Origin of the sequence: Actinomadura geliboluensis (assembly GCF_043197915.1) — a bacterium.
GTDB lineage: Bacteria > Actinomycetota > Actinomycetes > Streptosporangiales > Streptosporangiaceae > Spirillospora > Spirillospora geliboluensis.
In genome coordinates this window covers 85,190-102,487 of sequence record NZ_JBICUA010000018.1, presented here as the reverse complement: position 1 = coordinate 102,487, position 17,298 = coordinate 85,190, and the positions used below count along the sequence as shown (strand labels likewise).

At 71.3% G+C, this 17,298-nt stretch carries 12 protein-coding genes; 5 read left to right on the top strand and 7 right to left on the bottom strand.

Features of this window, described 5'->3' with window-relative positions:
• Window positions 1-5: 5 nt before the first annotated feature.
• A complete protein-coding gene (locus tag ACGFI1_RS40825) occupies window positions 6-1,310 on the bottom strand; it encodes an MFS transporter (RefSeq protein WP_392793024.1) in 1,305 nt (434 codons plus the stop codon).
• Between the two features lie 136 nt (window positions 1,311-1,446).
• The gene (locus ACGFI1_RS40820; RefSeq protein ID WP_392793022.1) at window positions 1,447-2,124 is read right to left on the bottom strand and encodes a TetR/AcrR family transcriptional regulator; all 678 of its coding nucleotides are present in this window, start codon (window positions 2,122-2,124) and stop codon (window positions 1,447-1,449) included.
• A gap of 99 nt (window positions 2,125-2,223) precedes the next feature.
• Here ACGFI1_RS40820 and ACGFI1_RS40815 point away from each other — a divergent pair, with 99 nt between their 5' ends.
• Window positions 2,224-2,742 carry a hypothetical protein gene (locus tag ACGFI1_RS40815; RefSeq protein ID WP_392793020.1) on the top strand — a complete coding sequence of 173 codons (519 nt, stop codon included), beginning with the start codon at window positions 2,224-2,226 and terminating at the stop codon, window positions 2,740-2,742.
• Window positions 2,743-2,744: 2 nt separating this feature from the next.
• On the opposite strand, the gene ACGFI1_RS40810 is transcribed toward ACGFI1_RS40815, so the two are convergent.
• The 3 genes from ACGFI1_RS40810 to ACGFI1_RS40800 all read right to left on the bottom strand — a co-directional run bounded on the left by ACGFI1_RS40810 (window position 2,745) and on the right by ACGFI1_RS40800 (window position 6,528).
• Window positions 2,745-4,517 (bottom strand): ABC transporter substrate-binding protein, encoded by a 1,773-nt coding sequence (locus ACGFI1_RS40810; protein WP_392793018.1) that lies wholly within the window; start codon window positions 4,515-4,517, stop codon window positions 2,745-2,747.
• 239 nt (window positions 4,518-4,756) lie between these two features.
• Window positions 4,757-5,836: an inositol-3-phosphate synthase gene (locus tag ACGFI1_RS40805; protein WP_138636279.1), complete on the bottom strand. Its 1,080-nt coding sequence runs from the start codon at window positions 5,834-5,836 to the stop codon at window positions 4,757-4,759.
• Between the two features lie 68 nt (window positions 5,837-5,904).
• On the bottom strand, window positions 5,905-6,528 hold the full coding sequence (locus tag ACGFI1_RS40800) for a PadR family transcriptional regulator (RefSeq protein ID WP_138636278.1): 624 nt from the start codon (window positions 6,526-6,528) through the stop codon (window positions 5,905-5,907).
• Between the two features lie 1,383 nt (window positions 6,529-7,911).
• Between ACGFI1_RS40800 and ACGFI1_RS40795 the strand changes: the two genes are divergently transcribed.
• The 3 genes from ACGFI1_RS40795 (at window position 7,912) to ACGFI1_RS40785 (ending at window position 15,013) form a co-directional block, all read left to right on the top strand.
• The gene (locus tag ACGFI1_RS40795; RefSeq protein ID WP_392793016.1) at window positions 7,912-10,503 is read left to right on the top strand and encodes a transglycosylase domain-containing protein; all 2,592 of its coding nucleotides are present in this window, start codon (window positions 7,912-7,914) and stop codon (window positions 10,501-10,503) included.
• A gap of 483 nt (window positions 10,504-10,986) precedes the next feature.
• The gene (locus ACGFI1_RS40790) at window positions 10,987-13,413 is read left to right on the top strand and encodes a transglycosylase domain-containing protein (protein WP_386874880.1); all 2,427 of its coding nucleotides are present in this window, start codon (window positions 10,987-10,989) and stop codon (window positions 13,411-13,413) included.
• Window positions 13,414-13,582: 169 nt separating this feature from the next.
• A complete protein-coding gene (locus tag ACGFI1_RS40785) occupies window positions 13,583-15,013 on the top strand; it encodes a glycosyltransferase family 87 protein (RefSeq protein WP_392793014.1) in 1,431 nt (476 codons plus the stop codon).
• A 23-nt stretch (window positions 15,014-15,036) separates the two neighbouring features.
• On the opposite strand, the gene ACGFI1_RS40780 is transcribed toward ACGFI1_RS40785, so the two are convergent.
• Window positions 15,037-15,972, bottom strand: a complete 936-nt coding sequence (locus tag ACGFI1_RS40780) for a MerR family transcriptional regulator (protein WP_392793013.1) — start codon at window positions 15,970-15,972, stop codon at window positions 15,037-15,039.
• A gap of 333 nt (window positions 15,973-16,305) precedes the next feature.
• Between ACGFI1_RS40780 and ACGFI1_RS40775 the strand changes: the two genes are divergently transcribed.
• Window positions 16,306-16,773 carry a barstar family protein gene (locus ACGFI1_RS40775; RefSeq protein WP_387068754.1) on the top strand — a complete coding sequence of 156 codons (468 nt, stop codon included), beginning with the start codon at window positions 16,306-16,308 and terminating at the stop codon, window positions 16,771-16,773.
• Window positions 16,774-16,777: 4 nt separating this feature from the next.
• Here the strand turns inward: ACGFI1_RS40775 and ACGFI1_RS40770 are convergent, their stop codons facing one another.
• Window positions 16,778-17,155 (bottom strand): DUF4190 domain-containing protein, encoded by a 378-nt coding sequence (locus ACGFI1_RS40770; protein ID WP_138636274.1) that lies wholly within the window; start codon window positions 17,153-17,155, stop codon window positions 16,778-16,780.
• Window positions 17,156-17,298 lie beyond the last annotated feature (143 nt).

Here is a 17,298-nt window from a genome sequence, read left to right as displayed (position 1 = left end):
TCCGGTCAGCGGAGGGCGTGCGCGGGCCGGCGGATGCGGGACGCCGCCGTCCGGTAGGCGACCGCCCCTGCGGCGTAGGCGGCGATCACCATGAGCAGCGTCGGTACGGCACGGCCATCGGACGGCAGCCAGGCGGCTGCGGCCGCCGCAGCGGCGGCGAACGTCGCGTTGAACAGCATGTCGTAGACGGCGAACACCCGGCCTCGGTACTCGTCGTCGATCAGCTCCTGCAGCGTCGTGTCGACGCACAGCTTGACGCCCTGCGACACGACGCCCAGCAGGAACGCGCCGGCCGCCCACGGGCGCTCCGTGAACGGCGTCCCGAGCAGGAGGAGGCTGAGCGCCGCCCCGGCGAGCAGCCACGCCGTCCACGCCTGCTTGCTGATCCGCCGCACCACCGCCGGGGTGATCAGCGCCGCCGCGAAGTATCCGGCGCCGGACACCCCGAGCATGAGCGCGAACACCTCCAGGCCCCGGTCGGGGTCGTCGGCGAAGTGGTTGCGGCACAGCAGCAGCGTCATGATCAGGATGACGCCGTACAGGAACCGGTGGAAGGAGATCGCGCCGAGCGCGAGCGCGGCCTGCGGGCGCCGCGCGATGTGCCTGCCCCCGGCCACCAGGCCGTGCAGGACGCCGCCGAGCGCGTCCCGGACGCCCGGCGCCGCCTCAGGCCGCTCGCCCGCCGCTGTGTGCGGCCCGAGCAGGCCCTTCGGCAGCGTCGTCGCGATCAGCCCGGCCAGCAGGAACAGCGCCGCCGCGGCCACCAGGATCAGCGCGGTGCCCTCGTGCCCCGCCCCGAACAGCCTGCGCAGCAGGTAGCCGATCCCCGCGCCGGCGAACGAGATGATCGTCCCGGACGTGACCGAGAAGGCGTTCGCCGTCACCAGCTGCTCGCGCCGCACCACGTGCGGCAGCGCCGCCGACAGCGCCGCGAGGAAGAACCGGTTGACGCCCAGCACGACGAGGACGCCGAGGAAGAAGCCGAGACCGTCCTGCCCGGCCGCGACCAGGGCCGCGACGAGCAGCACCAGCACGGCCCGCAGCACCGGCGTCCAGACGAGGATCTGCCGGCGCCGCCACCGGTCGATGAACACCCCGGCGAAGGGCCCGAGCACCGAGTACGGCAGCAGCGTCACCGCGAACGCGGCCGCGGCCTTGCCGGCCGTCGTCTGCCGTTCGGGGGAGAAGAACACGTAGCCGGCGAGGGCCACCTGGAACACGCCGTCGGTGAGCTGCGAGGCCAGCCGCGTCGCGTACAGCCGCTGGAAATCCCGTCCACGCAGGATCCCCCGCAACTCGCCCGCACGCATCTGATCAGGGTATGCGCTGCCACCACCCACCACGCCCTACCGTCGCGACGTCCTCGGCCCCGGGCGCTTCACCACTGAGCGAGTCGGCGAACGGCGCTGGACGCCGCCACCGTCCTCGATGGGGGCGTGGCGTCGGTCATTCGGAGTGGGAGGTGCTGCGTTCCAGGCCGTCGAGGAGGGCCTGGAGGCCGAACTCGAAGGTCTGGTCGGGGGACGCGGCGTAGCCCGTCGCCGCCGCGGTGTCCAGGCGGGCGCGCAGGCGCGGGAAGCGTTCGGCGATCTCCCTGGCCTGCGCCATGGCCGCGTCGACCTGCTCGCGGGCGCCGCCGTCCAGGTCGAGGCTGCGGGTGAGCGAGGCGGTCGCGGCGACGCCGGCAGCGTTGCCGAGGACGTAGGTGAACACCGCGGCGGCGGCCCGGTCGGCGTCCGCGCCGGTGAATCCCCCGGCCTCGTACACGGCGAGCTGGTGCTCGTCGTGGCGCGCCTTGCTCTCGCCGTAGACGAGGTGCGCGGCGAAGACCTGCACGAGCCAGGGGTGCCGCGTGAACATCCGGTACAGGTCGGCGGCCATGGCGGTGGCGGCGGCGCGCCAGCCGACGGCGTCCGGGTCGGGCAGGGTGAGCTCGCCCCAGACCTGGTCGGTGGCCAGCAGGACCAGGTTGTCCTTGCTCTTGACGTGCCAGTACACGGCGGTGGCGGCGGAGTCGAGCCGCTTGCCCAGGGCGCGCATGTTGAGGCCTTCGAGCCCTTCGTCGTCCAGCAGGGCGATGGCCGTGCGGACGATCTGGTCGCGGGAGAGGGTGTCGCGAGGCATGGACTCCACCGTAGGCACCACTTGCACATTGTTCAAGTCGTGGTTAGCGTTCTCCTCGTCCGCACTTGAACTAAGTGCAAGTATCTACGGGAGAGCCCCATGAGCACCTTCGCCGCCGTCATGCAGCTGCTGGTCGCCGCCGCGTTCGTCAGCATCCCGCTCGTCCGCCACCGCTACGGCCCCGCCGCCAAGGCCGCCGCCGTCGCCGAACTGCGCCGGCAGGGCGTCCGGCCCGAGGTGCTGGAGGAGAACCGGCTCCGCTTCGACGCGGGCGGCCACGAGACCGCCGCGCCGGCCGCCGTCGCCGCGGCCATGGCCGCCACCGCCGCCGCCAACCTCGCGGGCGCCGACCTCGCCAGGCCGCTGACCTGGGTCTTCTGCTCGCTGGTGCTGCTGATGAACGCCGCGATCGTCTACAGCAACCTCACCGCGGTGACATCCGTGCAGGCCGCCTTCCGCCGGAAGGGCGACCCGGAACTCGCGCGCGTCCGCGTCGCCCCTTTCCTCAAGGCCGCCGAGGACGCCTTCCCGAGCTGGGTGCGCCTCCAGACCTACGTCCGCAACACGGTGGTCTTCGGCGGGTCCGCCCTCGCCCTGGCCGCCGTCTCCTTCGGCTGACCTCAGTTGAGCCAGAGGCGGGTGTAGTCGTAGCCGGCCGTGGTGGGCAGGTAGAGGGCGCCGTGGACGCGGGACGAGTGGAAGAGCGTCTGGGACCGGTCGAGCAGCGGGACGATCGCCGCGTCCTCCATGATCTTCTGGTCGGCCTGCTGCCAGTACCCCGCCGCGCGGCCCGCGTCCGGAGCGGTCAGCGCCGCGTCGATGAGGGCGTTGACCTGCGGGTTGTCGTAACCGCCGTAGTTGGTGGAGTTCTGCCCGTAGGTGCGGCCGTCGAACAGCGGCTGGATGATCGAGCGGCCGTTGTTGCCGTACCAGTCCGGCACCCAGCCGGGGGCGGCGATGTCCCAGTCGCCCGCCCGGCCGCGCGCGGGCGTGCCGAGGGTGCCGGCGTAGAAGGAGCCGCCGGAGTCGGCGATGAGCTCGGCCTCGACCCCGCAGGCGTCGAGGTTCTGCGCGATCGACTGGGCGATGAGCTTGTGGACGCTGTTCGTCCGGTACGGGAACTTCAGCTTGAGCTCGGCGTGGCCCGTCCGGCCGAGCAGCTCCCGGCACTTGGCGGCATCGCCGGACTCGCCCGGCGTCGCGTAGTGCTCGATCGCGGCGTAGCCGGAGTTGCCCGGCGGGATCACCGTGTGCAGGGGCCGCGCCACCGACGGACCGCCGACGATCTTGATGAGGGCGCTGCGGTCGACCGCGTACTCCAGCGCCTGCCTGACCTCCCGCTTGCCGAGCGCGCCGCCGTTGTTGGGGCTGCGCGTGTTGAACACCAGGTACGGGCTGTTGTTCGGCGTCTCCCTGATCGCGAAGCGCGGGTCGTCGCGGAGCCGGGGGATCGCGGACGTCGGGACGGGCTGGTCCCAGGCGAGGTCGGCGGTGCCCTGCTCCAGCTGCTGCTGGACGGCCTCCGGCGAGTCCTGCCCGAGCGTGATCCGGATCTTGGCGACGTGCCGCTCGCGCAGCGGGTCTCCCGCCGCCCGCCACGCCGGGTTGCGGGAGAGCAGGTACGACAGGCCCGGCCGGTACTCGGTGATCTGGTACGGGCCGTTGGAGATCGTGTGCTGCCGGAGCTGCGGGCCGTCCGGGACGTAGGCGTCGTACTCCTTCGGCGCTGCGGCGGTGTACGGCAGCGCCAGCAGGTTGAGGAAGTCGCTGGCGGGGCGCCGCAGCTCGAACACGAGCGTCCGGTCGTCCTTGGCGCGCACGCCCGCTATCGCGTGGTCGCGCTGGTAGGCCGCCATCGCCGCCGGGTCCTTGGGGTCGACGTCGGCGAAGCCGCGGCAGAACTCGTCCATCCCCTTGATCGTCGAGGTGAAGTAGCCCTTGCCGGACGACGGTGCCGCCGGGTTGCAGAGCCGCTCGAACCCGCGGACGAAGTCCTGCGCGGTCACCGGGCGCGGCGGCTCGGTGTTCCACAGCACGCCCGTGCGCAGCCGCACCGTGTAGGTGCGGCGGTCCTTGGCGATGTCGCCGTTCTCGCGGGTCGGGAGGCGCTCGGCCACGTCCGGCCGGACGGGCACCGTCTCCTGGAAGTCGTTGGACGCCCGCGTGCCGAACAGCGTGCGGGCGAAGGTGCGGGCGAGCCCGTACGCGCCGACGCTCGCCACGGACGCCGGGTCGAGGTGCTCGACATCGGACGACCCGATGATCCGCAGCGTCCCGCCCTCGCGGACCTGCCCCGCGGCGGACGCGTCGTCACCTCCCCCGGCGCATCCGGCGAGGCCCACCATCAGCCCCGTCAGCCCCACTGTCACCTTGTACATCTGGCGTGCCGTCACGTTCTCACCTCGGACACTCGGAACCTGGCGCGCAGTCACCGGCGGTGTCACAGTAGGGCCACAGAGTGACAAAGGGCCGGTACATCACCGTTTTCTCTCTAGAAGTAAGGACGCCCTGACAGTGGAGTGTCCACTCTCAGGGCGTCCCTTGGGGATTTTGTGATCGGACTCTCAGGGAGTCGCGATCAGCGCCTCGGCGGGCCGTCGGGCCTGCTCGGCGGCCGGTCTCCCGGCTCGGCTCAGCGCTCGACCTCGCCGCGGATGAACTTCTCCACCGCGTCGTGCGCCTGGTCGTCGTTGTACTGCTCCGGCGGCGACTTCATGAAGTAGGAGCTGGCGGACAGGATCGGGCCGCCGATGCCGCGGTCCTTGGCGATCTTCGCGGCGCGCACCGCGTCGATGATCACGCCGGCGGAGTTCGGGGAGTCCCAGACCTCCAGCTTGTACTCCAGGTTGAGGGGCGTGTCGCCGAACGACTTGCCCTCCAGCCGGACGTAGGCCCACTTGCGGTCGTCCAGCCACGGCACGTGGTCGGACGGGCCGATGTGCACGTCGGCCTTCGCCATCTCGTGCGGGATCTGCGAGGTGACCGACTGCGTCTTGGAGATCTTCTTGGACTGGAGCCGCTTGCGCTCCAGCATGTTCATGAAGTCCATGTTGCCGCCGAAGTTGAGCTGGTAGGTGCGCAGCAGCTCAACGCCGCGGTCCTCGAAGAGGCGGGCCATGACGCGGTGCGTGATGGTGGCGCCGACCTGCGACTTGATGTCGTCGCCGACGATCGGGACGCCCGCGTCGGTGAACTTCTGCGCCCACTCGGGGTCGCTCGCGATGAACACCGGCAGCGCGTTCACGAACGCGACCTTGGCGTCGATCGCGCACTGGGCGTAGAAGCGGTCGGCCTCCTCCGAGCCCACCGGCAGGTACGACACCAGGACGTCGACCTCGGCGTCCTTCAGCGCCTGGACCACGTCGACCGGCTCGGCGTCCGACTCCTCGACCATGTCGAGGTAGTACTCGCCGAGGCCGTCGAAGGTGGGGCCGCGCTGGACGGTCACGCCGGTCGGCGGGACGTCGGCGAACTTGATCGTGTTGTTCTCGCTGGCGTGGATGGCCTCGGACAGGTCCATCCCGACCTTCTTGGCGTCCACGTCGAACGCCGCGACGAACTCGACGTCGCCCACGTGGTACTCGCCGAACTGGACGTGCATCAAGCCGGGGACTCGCGTCTCGGGGGCCGCGTCCTTGTAGAACTCGACACCTTGGACGAGTGAAGAGGCGCAGTTGCCCACACCCACGATGGCTACGCGCACCGAACCCATCCGGTTGCTCCTTCTCTCTAGCGGAACATGTGGTGTTTCACCCGCCCCCGAAGGCGGCGGGCCGCGGATCAGCGGCCCTCGTCCCGAGGCATGTCCTGATCAATTCGCTTGGCTGACTGTGCTTGCTGCTCCTGCTCGGCCCGCTCGCGTCCGATGAGCTCGTTGAGCCACCTGACCTCGCGCTCGACCGACTCCAGCCCGTGGTTCTGCAGCTCCAGGGTGTAGGAGTCGACGCGCTCGCGGGTCCGCGCCAGGGCGGCGCGGACGCTCTCCAGGCGCTCCTCCAGCCGGCTGCGCCGGCCTTCGAGGATCCGCAGCCGGACGTCGGCGCGGGTGTGCGAGAAGAAAGCGAAGTGAACGCCGAACCCCTCGTCCTCCCACGACGCCGGACCGGCCTCGGTCAGGAGCTGCTGGAGGCGCTCCTTGCCGTCGGCGGTGAGCTTATAAACGATCTTCGACCGGCGGCTCTGCAGTGCCAGCGGAGCGTTCGCCTCGTCGGGACGGTCCTCGACGATCATCCCGTCCGTGAGAAGCTGCTTCAGGCATGGATAGAGGGATCCGTAGGAGAACGCCCGGAACATCCCCAGCAGGGCGTTGAGCCGCTTGCGCAGCTCGTAGCCGTGCATGGGGGCCTCGTGCAGCAGGCCGAGCACGGCGAGCTCCAGCACGCCCGCGCCCTTCCTGGCCGCCATCCGGTTCCCTCTCTCGCAGAGACCGATGTCTCGATCCGATGTATCGAGCGAATGTATCGGCTCGATACATCGACAAGATACGTACGAGGCCCCGTCCTGGCAAGTGGAAGTCTTCGGCCGGTGTGATCGGGGCGGCCGTTGGGGCCGCGGTGACGATGCCTTGGGCCCGCCTCTGGCTCGGCTTGGGCCGCATCGAGCCGCGGGGATGCGGGAGGCGTACTGCACGGCATGACCGCCTGTCCCGCCCGCTCGCCGCCCGTCCGCCATCAGGGTGTCCGACCGTGAAGGTGATCTTGCGGGAGGCCAGGCCGGCGCGGCCGCCGAGGTCGGACGCCGAATACGCCGAATTCAGGGTGTATGCGGCGGAAATATGTCAAAGTTGCGCCAGGATCCACCTGGCCCGTCACACGGTCCCGGGCGGCGGACAGCACGGAAGGAGAACCCGGCCGCCTTCGTCGGAAGGGGCGTTGACCAGCCGGGATGGAACTTCACCATGCATGCGCTCCCCCCGCTCACCAGCCCGCACAGTACTCTTCGGACGGCGCACGAGTCGCAACAAGGGCCGGAGGCCGCCCCGGGCCACTGGCAACAACCGTTGTCCCCTGTCGATGAGGTCGCGTGAGTAATCCAAGCCAGCCCCGACCGGAACCCGGGTCGCAGTGGCCGGGCGGGCAGCAGAACCCCCGTCCCGGCGATCCCGGGCGTCCGGGTACCGATGACGCCCCCGGCGCGCCGCAGAGCCCCGGCTCCGCGGACGGTCCGGGCTTCCCGGGCGGCCACGCCGCCCCCGGCGGAGGAGCCCCCGCGCCGCTCGGCGGTGCCGCGCCGACCGCGCCGACTCCCGCGATCCCGCCGGCGCCGCCCGCCGGGGGCCGCCACGCGTCCCCGCCCTCTGGGCCGGCCGCGCTCGGCCAGCCCGCGACGGGCCAGCCCATGCCGGGCGGGCCGGTGGGCTCCGGTGCTTTCCCCGCGTCCGGCGGTCCGTCCGGTCCCGGTGGAGGCGCGCCCAGCGGATCTCCCGGGCAGGGCGGGTTCCCCAGCTCGGGCCCGCAGTACGGGACGGGCGGTCCCCTCGGCCAGGGCGGGTCCCCCGGGCCGGGCGCGCCCGGCGGGTTCGGAGCGTCCAGTGGCCCTTCGGGGCCCGGCGGTCTTCCCGCACAGCGCGGGGCGGGGCAGCAGGGCGGGTTCCCCATGGGCGGTGCGCAGCCCCCGCAGGGTGGACCGATGCAGCCTCCACAGGCCGGGCCGATGCAGTCGCCGCAGGGTGGACCGATGCAGCCGGGTGGGCCGTCCGGGCCCAACGGCGGTGCGCCGGGACGACCCTTCGGGCCCAGCGGGCCGGGGCCGATGAACGGGCCGCCCGGCATGGGCGGTCCCCCAGGGATGGGCGGTCCCCCCGGGATGGGCGCCGCGGCCGGAATGGGCATGGCGGGCGCGGCCGGTGCCGCGCCGAAGCCCGGCGTCAAGGACAAGCTCGGCGAGCTCGGGAAGGCCGGGCAGGAGCTCGGGGCGAAGCTCACCGCGAAGTTCCAGGGGAAGGGCGTCCGCGCGGCGAACCGGTCCGGCGGACCGGTCGGCCCCGCTGGACCCGGCGGCCCCGGATGGCCGGGAGGACCCGGCGGCCCCGGTGGTCCCGGTGGTCCGGGCGGGCCCGGGCGGCATGGGACGCCGCCGCCCCCGGGAAAGAAGGGGTTCCTCGGCCACCTGCGGTCCCGGGAGACCGGCTGGCGGCGGTTCATCCCGTCCTGGAAGATCGTGGCCGGCGTCTGCGGGCTCGGCTTCGCCGCGTTCATCACGCTGATCTGGGTCGCCTACACGAACACGCCCACGCCCGCCGAGCCGACGGTCGCGGGCGTCGAGGACCAGGCGTCGATCTTCTACTACACCGACGGCACCGAGATCGGACGGATCGGCAAGAAGCGGCAGAGCGTCGAGCTGAAGCAGGTCCCGACCTTCGTCCAGGACGCGGTCCTCGCCGCCGAGAACCGCAGCTTCCGCACCGACCCCGGCTTCTCGGTCAAGGGCACGACCCGCGCGGTCTGGGACAACCTGACCGGCGGTTCCGGCGGCGGTTCCACGATCACGCAGCAGCTCGCGAAGAACTACTACTCCGACCCGAACAACCGGACGGTCAACCGCAAGTTCAAAGAGCTGTTCATCTCGGTGAAGCTCGAGGACAAGTACACCAAGGACGAGATCCTCAAGCTCTACCTGAACACGATCTACCTCGGCCGCGACACCTACGGGATCCAGGCGGCCTCGCGCGAGTACTTCGGCAAGAACGTCTGGGAGCTGACGCCCGACCAGGCGGCCGTCCTCGGCGGCATCATCCAGAACCCGAACCGGGACGCGGGGGACGCGAAGAACAAGGCGTGGGTGACCGCGCGCTACCAGTACACGCTCAAGGGCATGGTCTCGATGGGCAAGCTGAGCGAGGCCGACGCCGCGAAGTACATGCAGCGGCTGCCGAAGATCAGCAAGCCGGGCAGCGACAAGCAGCTGTACGGCGGCCAGCGCGGCTACATGCTGACGCGCGCGATGGAGGAGCTGCGCCGGCAGGGCATCGACCGCAAGGAGCTCACGACCGAGGGCCTGCGCGTCTACACGACGTTCGACCGCAAGCGGATGGCGATGGCCAAGAAGGCGGCCGAGCAGACCGTCCCGCAGGTCGACCCGAAGAAGCTCGCGAAGAAGAAGATCCGCGTCGGGCTGGTGTCGGTGAACTCCGCCAACGGCGAGGTGGTCGCCTTCTACGGCGGCCCCGACTACCTGGACCAGTCGTTCAACAACGTGTGGCAGGGCTCGGCGCAGGCCGGGTCGGCGATGAAGCCGTACGTGCTGGCGACCGCCCTGAAGCAGAACTACAGCCTGAAGAGCCTGGTCGAGGGACGGTCGAAGACCCCGATCGGCCCGGACGGCAGCGTGGTCTCCAAGGGCGACCCGAACGCCGTGATCGTCCCGAACAGCCATGACGTCGGCCCGGCGATCGACCTGATCACCGCGACGAAGGACTCGGTGAACACCGCCTTCATCCAGCTGATGGGCAAGGTCGGCATCGAAGAGGCGATCAAGACCGAGACGGACGCCGGCATCGCGTCCGACCTGCTGACGCCGCACAAGTGCTGCCTGAACCTGGCGCTGGGCGTCAACAACATCCGGCCGATCGAGCAGGCCGCCGGGTACGCGGTGTTCGCCAACGGCGGCGTGTACTACCAGCCGCACGTGATCCGCGTCGTCCGCTACAGCGACAACAAGCGGGTCCGGCTGAAGCCGAAGGTCGAGAAGCACCGGGTGTTCAGCGCGAAGGTCGCGGCGGACGCCACGTACGCGATGCAGCAGGTCATCAAGAGCGGTACCGCGACGGCGGCGGCGCTACCGGACGGACGGCAGGCGGCCGGCAAGACCGGCACCACCGACCGGAACGTCTCGTCGTGGTTCGTCGGGTACGTCCCGCAGATCTCGACCGCCGTGACGATCTACAACGACGCGGTCGGCCCCGACGGCAAGAAGAAGTCGGTGATCCTGCCGGGAATCGGCGAGGTCGAGGGCGGCACGATCCCCGCCCGCATCTGGCGGTCCTACATGTCGAACGCGGTGCGCGGCATGGAGGCCGAGGCGTTCCCGCCGCCCGCGTGGGGCGGGATCGTGCAGAAGTGGGCGAAGCCGCCGGAGAAGAAAAAGAAGGACCGCCGGCCGCCGTGGTGCGACAACCCGATCGGCCAGCACGATCCGCGCTGCCAGGGCGACGGCGGCGACGGCCCCGGCGGGGACCTCCCGCCGTGCCAGTCGCCGTTCTCCAACGGCAACTGCGACCCGAACAAGCCGCCGAGCAACCCCCCGCCGCGCTGGTGGTGCCAGATGCACCGCGGCGATCCGGCCTGCCGCCGCGGCGGAGGCCGCACCTTCAGCACCGGGGAGTCGGAGCGCATCGCGCTCCTGGCGCCACTGGTCCCACTGGGACGGCCGCCGGAATGAACCGGCCGGCCGTCCGCACCCGAACCGTCCACTGGAAACGTGGGGGTGTGACATGAAGCATGATCGCGAATTGCCGCACGCCAGCGGCCCCGATCCCGCGCGCCCGGCAGGCCGGAGGAAGGGCAGCCTCGCCTCACCGGCCACCGCAGCCGCGGGTGCACAGTACGCTCGGACGACGCATAGCCGTCCCCCAGTTGATGAGGCCGCGTGAGTAACCCAAGCCGATACGGACCGGACCACGGAGAGAACGCCGGCCGGAGGGGCTCCCCCCGCCCCGGCTCCGCGGGCACGCCGTCCGGCGGGCAGCGCGGCGGGCCCCCCGGCCCGCCCACGCCCGGCAGGACGCCGCCCGGCAGGACGCCGCGTCCCGGTGGCAGGTCGGGCGGGCAGCGCGGCGGGCCTCCCCGGACGGGCGCGCCCGGCGGCGGGCGGCGCCGCGGGGCGCCGGCGGCGTCGCGGTCGGGGCCCGGCGGTCCGCCGCCGGTGCGCCGCGGTCCCGGCGGCCCGGGCGGCCCCGGTGGGCCGGGCGGCCCCGGAGGCCCGGGTGGCCCCGGCGGTCCCGGCGGGCGCGGTCCCGGTGGGCCCGGCGGTCCGGGCGGCCCCGGCGGCTTCTGGGACGACGAGGAGCGCGGCCGCGGCCGCGGCCGTCCCCGGCGCGAGAAGCGCCCGGGCGAACAGGAGAAGACCGGCTGGCGGCGCTACGTCCCGTCCTGGAAGATCATGGTCGCGGTCGTCAGCGTGATGATCCTCGGCATGGCCGTCCTCGTCGTGGTCGCCTATGCCAACACGCCGCTCCCGACCAAGGCGCAGCAGGACGCGCTCCGCCAGGAATCGGTGATCACCTACAGCGACGGGTCGACGCTCGCCCGGATCGGCACCCACCGCGAGGACATAGCGCTCGACAAGGTGCCCGACTTCGTGGTGAACGCGGTGCTCGCCGCGGAGGACCGCAACTTCTGGAGCGAGCCGGGCATCTCCCCGACCGGCATCGCGGGCGCGGTGTTCCGCGCCGCGACCGGCGGCGAGGTCGCCGGCGCCTCGACGATCACCCAGCAGCTGGCCCGCAACTACTGGGCGAACCTCAGCCAGGACCGCACGGTCAGCCGCAAGCTCAAGGAAATCCTCATCTCCATCCGGATGGGCAAGGAGATGGACAAGAAGAAGATCCTTGAGCTGTACCTCAACGTCGTCCCGTTCGGGCGCGACTCGTACGGCATCCAGGCGGCGTCCCGCGCCTACTTCCACAAGCCCGTCACCGAGATCAACGAGTACCAGGCGGCGATGCTCGCCGCGCTGATCCAGCGGCCCGGCTACTTCGCCACCTACGGCCCGACGTCCAACCCGGCCAAGCAGGCGCTGGTCAACCGCTGGAACTACGTCCTCGACGGGATGGTCGAGAAGGGCTGGCTCGACCAGACCAAGCGCTCCGCGGCGAAGTTCCCGCAGACGCAGAAGGAGTGGAGCGACGCGCCGGACGACCCGAACGCCGGCTACCTCCAGGCGCGCGTGGTCAACGAGCTGGAGTCGCTCGGCATCGACCGGCAGCGGCTCGCCACCGGCGGCCTCCGGATCAAGACCACATTCGACAAGGAACTGCAGGACTACACCAACAAGCTCGTCAAGCAGATCAAGAAGGAGAACAACCTCAAGTCGGACATCTGGTTCGGGCTCGCGTCGATCGACCCGAAGACGGGCGGCGTCGTCGCCGCCTACGGCGGTCCCGACTTCCGCAAGCAGGCGTTCGACAACTCCTTCCAGGGCAAGGTGCAGCCGGGTTCGTCCTTCAAGCCGATCGTGCTGGCGACCGCGCTCGACCAGGGCATCAGCCTGAAGACGACGATGGACGGCCGCTACAAGCGGACGATCAACGGCGCGACGTTCACCAACGACAGCACGTCCGAGAACGGCATCTACAACCTCAAGCAGATGACCGCGATGTCGATCAACACCGCGTACGTCGAGCTGGGGCAGAAGGTCCAGCTGTCGAACGTGATCGACATGGCCAAGAAGATGGGCATCCCGGAGAAGACCCCGAGCCTCGACCCGACCTACACCTCGCTGCCGCTCGGCGTCATCGACGCCAGCGCGGTCACGATGGCGTCGGTCTACTCGACGTTCGCGTCCGGCGGCGAGCACCGCGCCGCGCACGTGATCGCGAAGATCACGGACGCCAAGGGCCACACGGTCGTGAACAACGAGAACAAGCCGCTCGACAAGCTGCCCTGGCAGAAGCCGACGCGGGCCTTCTCCGAGGGCGTGGCCGCGGACGCCACGTCCGCGATGCAGGCGGTCGTCCAGACCGGCGGTACCGGTACCCGGGCGAGCCTCGGCTCCCGTCCGGTCGCCGGTAAGACCGGTACTACGGACGAGAACAAGTCCGCCTGGTTCGTCGGCTACACGCCGGAGCTGGCGACGTCGGCGGCGATGTGGCGGCAGGACAAGAACGGCAACCGCAAGTCGCTGATCGGCGTCGGCGGCTACAACCAGGTCTACGGTGGTACGGTCCCGGCCGAGCTGTTCAAGCGCTTCATGCTGAAGGCGCTCGAGGGCAAGGAGATCAGCCAGTTCCCGCCGCCCGCCAACGTGGGCCAGCTCGCCCCGTGGGCGAAGGCCAAGCCGGCCCCGTCCCCGACGAACTCGCCGAGCCCGACGACCTCGCCGAGCTGCCGGCCCGGGCAGCCGAACCAGCTGCCGGGCTGCCCGTCGTCCACGCCGTCCACGCCGACCTCTCCGACGCCGCCGGCGCCCGAGAACCAGCCCTGCGACATGTTCGGCAGGCCGGACGGCTGCAACCCGAACCTGCCGCCCGAGGGCGACAAGGGCTGGTGGTGCGCGAAACCGCAGAACCGCAACCACCCGGCCTGCCGGGACCAGGAACCCCCGAACCCGGAGACCGAGAGCGGCGCGTAGCATCGCCCGACACCGGGCGGACGGCCCGGAGCCCTCGCGGCTCCGGGCCGTCCCCTTTTCTCCGGCGGGCATCCCCTTTTCTCCGGTCGGCATCCGGTCGCGTGATCGCCGGTGCCGTCCGGGACGAATAGTCTTGCTGTCCATGTCGTCGTCTTCTGAGGGGCTCGCGATGTCCGCTGGCAGCGACGCGGCGGACGGCCGCCCCGGATCGCACCCGCCCGGCCGGCTGATGCGGCTCGCGCCGGTGCTGACGGGCCTCACCGCCCTGGTGTGCCTCCTCGGCTGGCTGCAGAAGCAGCCCTGCGCGTCGGCGCGGTTCGACTTCCTCAAGACGACGACGAACGCCTGCTATACCGACATCTACCCGCTCTACTACGTGCGCGGGCTGAGCGACGGCAAGCTCCCCTACTTCGACGCGCTGCAAGGGTCCGACATCCACTACGTCGAGTACCCGGTGCTCAGCGGCGGCTTCATGCAGCTGGTGGCGTGGCTCGTCCGTCCCTTCGGGGAGGACGGGCGCGGGATGGCGTTCTACAACGTCACGGCGCTCCTCCTCGCCGTCCTCGCGGTCGTGGCCGTCCTCGCCACGGCGTACGCGGCGGGGCGCCGCTCGCTGCGCGTCGGCCTGATGGTGGCGCTGTCCCCCGCGCTCCTGCTCACCGCCTACATCAACTGGGACCTGCTCGCGGTCGCGCTGTCGGCGCTCGCGGTCGCCGCCTGGTCGGCGCGCCGCCCGGCGCTCGCGGGCGCGCTGCTCGGGCTGGCGATCGCCGCGAAGTTCTACCCGCTGCTGTTCCTCGGCCCGCTCGTCCTGCTGTGCGTCCGCGCCGGGCAGTGGCGCGCGATGGGCCGGCTCCTCGCCGGCACCGCGGGCGCGTGGCTGCTGGTCAACCTGCCGGTGATGGTCTTCGCGTGGGACGGCTGGCTGGAGTTCTACACCTTCAGCCAGAAGCGCGGCGTCGACTGGGGCTCGATCTTCTTCGTGCTGCAGGACCACGGGCTGCCGGAACCCGCCGGCGACACCGACCTGCTCAACCTGCTCGGCACCGGGACGTTCCTCGTCCTCGCCGCCGGCATCGCCGTCCTCGCGCTCGCCGCGCCGCGCCGCCCCCGGCTCGCGCAGCTGCTGTTCCTGGTGCTCGTCGCGTTCATGCTGCCGAACAAGGTGTGGTCGCCGCAGTACGTCCTGTGGCTGCTGCCGCTCGCGGTGTTGGCCCGTCCTAAGCTGCCCGCGTTCGTCGCATGGCAGATCGGCGAGATCATCTACTTCTTCGGCATCTGGTGGTTCCTGCTGTCGGTGTCCGGGCAGACGCAGGGCGCGAACCTGTCCGACACCATGTCGGCTGTGCTGAGCATGGACGCACCCGAAGGCGGCATCAGCCAGGACGTGTACTCGCTGGCTCTGCTGGCCCGGTTCGTGACCGTCCTGGTGCTCGCCGCCCTTGTGGTCTGGGACATCTTGCGGCCGTCCGGTGACATCGTCCGGGCGGACGGCGTGGACGACCCGGCGGGCGGCGTCCTCGACGGCGCCGCGGACGTGGTGTCGCTGGGACGCTGGCGCGGCGCTCACCACCGCGCCGGCGTCCCAGCACCGTCCTGACCCGCCGGTGACGCTCGCTCGGCTCAGGTGAGCCGGTTGCGCAGCGCCTCGGCGAACCACTCGAACGACGGAGTCATCGCGGGCCAGCTCGGCCAGCCGTTGATGACGGCGATCAGCTGCCAGTACCGCTCCGCGCGCGGGTCGGTACCGATCTCGATCTGCTGGAGCAGCTCCCGCCGGAACTCGGCGCCGTCCGCGGCGCCGTAGGCCGCCGCGTAGGCGGCCACCAGCTCGTCGACGACCGGACGGGCCGCGTCCGAGGCGGGCTCGATCCCGTCCGCGATCGCCGCCGCGATCTTCTCCCCCGTCACCCGGCCGAGGCCCTCCGGGTCCTCCGGGTAGCCGCCCTTCTCGATCTGGGCGGCCTGGTACTCGGCCATCCGCCGCACCGACGCCCGGAACCCCGGGTCGCCGACCAGCTCGGCCAGCTCGACCCAGGCGTCGACCTGCTCGGGCGCGGGGTCGTCCGGCAGCTCCGGAAGCCCGGACCGCATCTTCGCCTCGAAGTCGGGGTTCACGTCGAGCCCGGCGAACGACTCGTCGATGAAGTCGGTGATGATCCGCCGGCGCTCCTCGTCGGACAGCCGGGCCAGCTTGTTCATGATCTCGATCTCCTCCGGGGTGGATCCGCGTTTCGCCACCGCTCGCAGCACGGCCCGGCGCAGCCGGAGCGTCCGGATCTGCACGTCCAGCGCCTCCGCGTGCGCCGCCGCGACCTCCCCGACCCCGATCTCGCGGGCCAGCACCCGCTGGATCGTGCCGAGGTCGACGCCGAGGTCGCGCAGCGTCCGCACCAGGTCGAGGCACGCGGCGGCCTCCGCGTCGTACAGCCGGTAGCCGGCTTCGGTACGGCAGGTGGGCGGCACGACGCCTTCGTCGGAGTAGAACCGGATCGTCCGCACCGAGAGCCCGGTGCGCCGCGCCAACTCCCCGATCGTGTACAAGGCGTCGCCGTCCATGCCCCTCACCCTGTGCCCTCCACCCGCTGGAGACTCAAGCCCAATACTCTCCCCGGCCGGTGGATACTCCGGGTCACCGGGCGTCACGGTACGTCCGCCGCGTACTCCGCCACCGCATCGTTCCTGGTCAGCGCGTCGCATCGGCGCCACGAGGAGGGTGTGCGACGATCGCGGGCGTCGCGCGGGACGTTTCGTGGTCGGAATCTGCCTGTGCGGGGGGATTTCCCGCCGTATGCCGGGGAACTGCTCGCGGCGGGCGGGGGTCGGCCCGGCCCCCCGTGGACGGATCGCGGGGACGGATCGCGGGGACGCGGGAACAGCCGGGGAGAGGACGTGGACGCGAACCAAGCACTGAACGAGCTGCTCGCGGGACGGCTGGAGCCGGGCGTCTACCAGTGGCGGACGGCCCCGGTGCCGGGCGCGGTCGGCGACACCGGCTGGACGGAGCGGGCCGAGGAGGCCGGCTGGCGCGGCTTCCACCTCGACGGCCGCCGCGCCCGCGACAAGGCCGGGTTCCTCCGGGTGTGCGCCGCGGTGTTCGAGGCGCCGGCGCTGGCCGACGGCGACTGGGACGACCTCTCCGCCGTCCTCAAGGACCTGTCGTGGGCGCCCGCGAAGCACGGCTACCTGGTGCTGTACGAGTCCTGGGCCGAACTGGCCGACACCGACCACAAGTCGCTGCGGATGGTCCTCGACGTGTTCGGCGACGCGGTCAAGGCGTGGCGCGCCACGTCCACCCCCATGACGGTGCTGATGTCCAGCGTAGGGGTGGAGGTGGCGGGCGTCCCTCGGCTGGCCTGAGCGGTCAGTACGTGCTGCCGGTGCTCGCGGCGAACATCGCGATGCCGAGGATGTAGAAGAGCAGGATCAGCAGCCAGCCGGCGCTGATCAGGTAGCCGAGGATCAGGCCGGTGACGGCCATGCCGTGGCCGCCCTCGCCGGTCCGCTTGATCTGGCTCAGCGACACGTGCCCGAAGATGACCGCCAGGACGGACGTGACACCGCACGCGAAGAACCCGATCAGCCCGCACACCAGCGACGCCGTCGCCATCCCGTTGGTCGGCGGGGCGACCGGCATCGAAGCCCCGTAGTAGTGGTGCTGCACGGCCGGGGGCTGGGAGTAGGACTGCGCGTAGGGGTCCTGCGACCCGTAGCCGTAGGGGTCGTAAGGGGGCTGTGCCATGTGCTTCCCGATCGGTTCGCGCGCCCGCCGCCGGAGAGGACGCGCGTGCGCTGAGGGCTGGATTCCGGATTATGCCAGTGTGACGTGACCTTCGGATTTTGTCGTCAGGCTGGTTGCACCCGGGTTAGATGCCGCGCACGCTG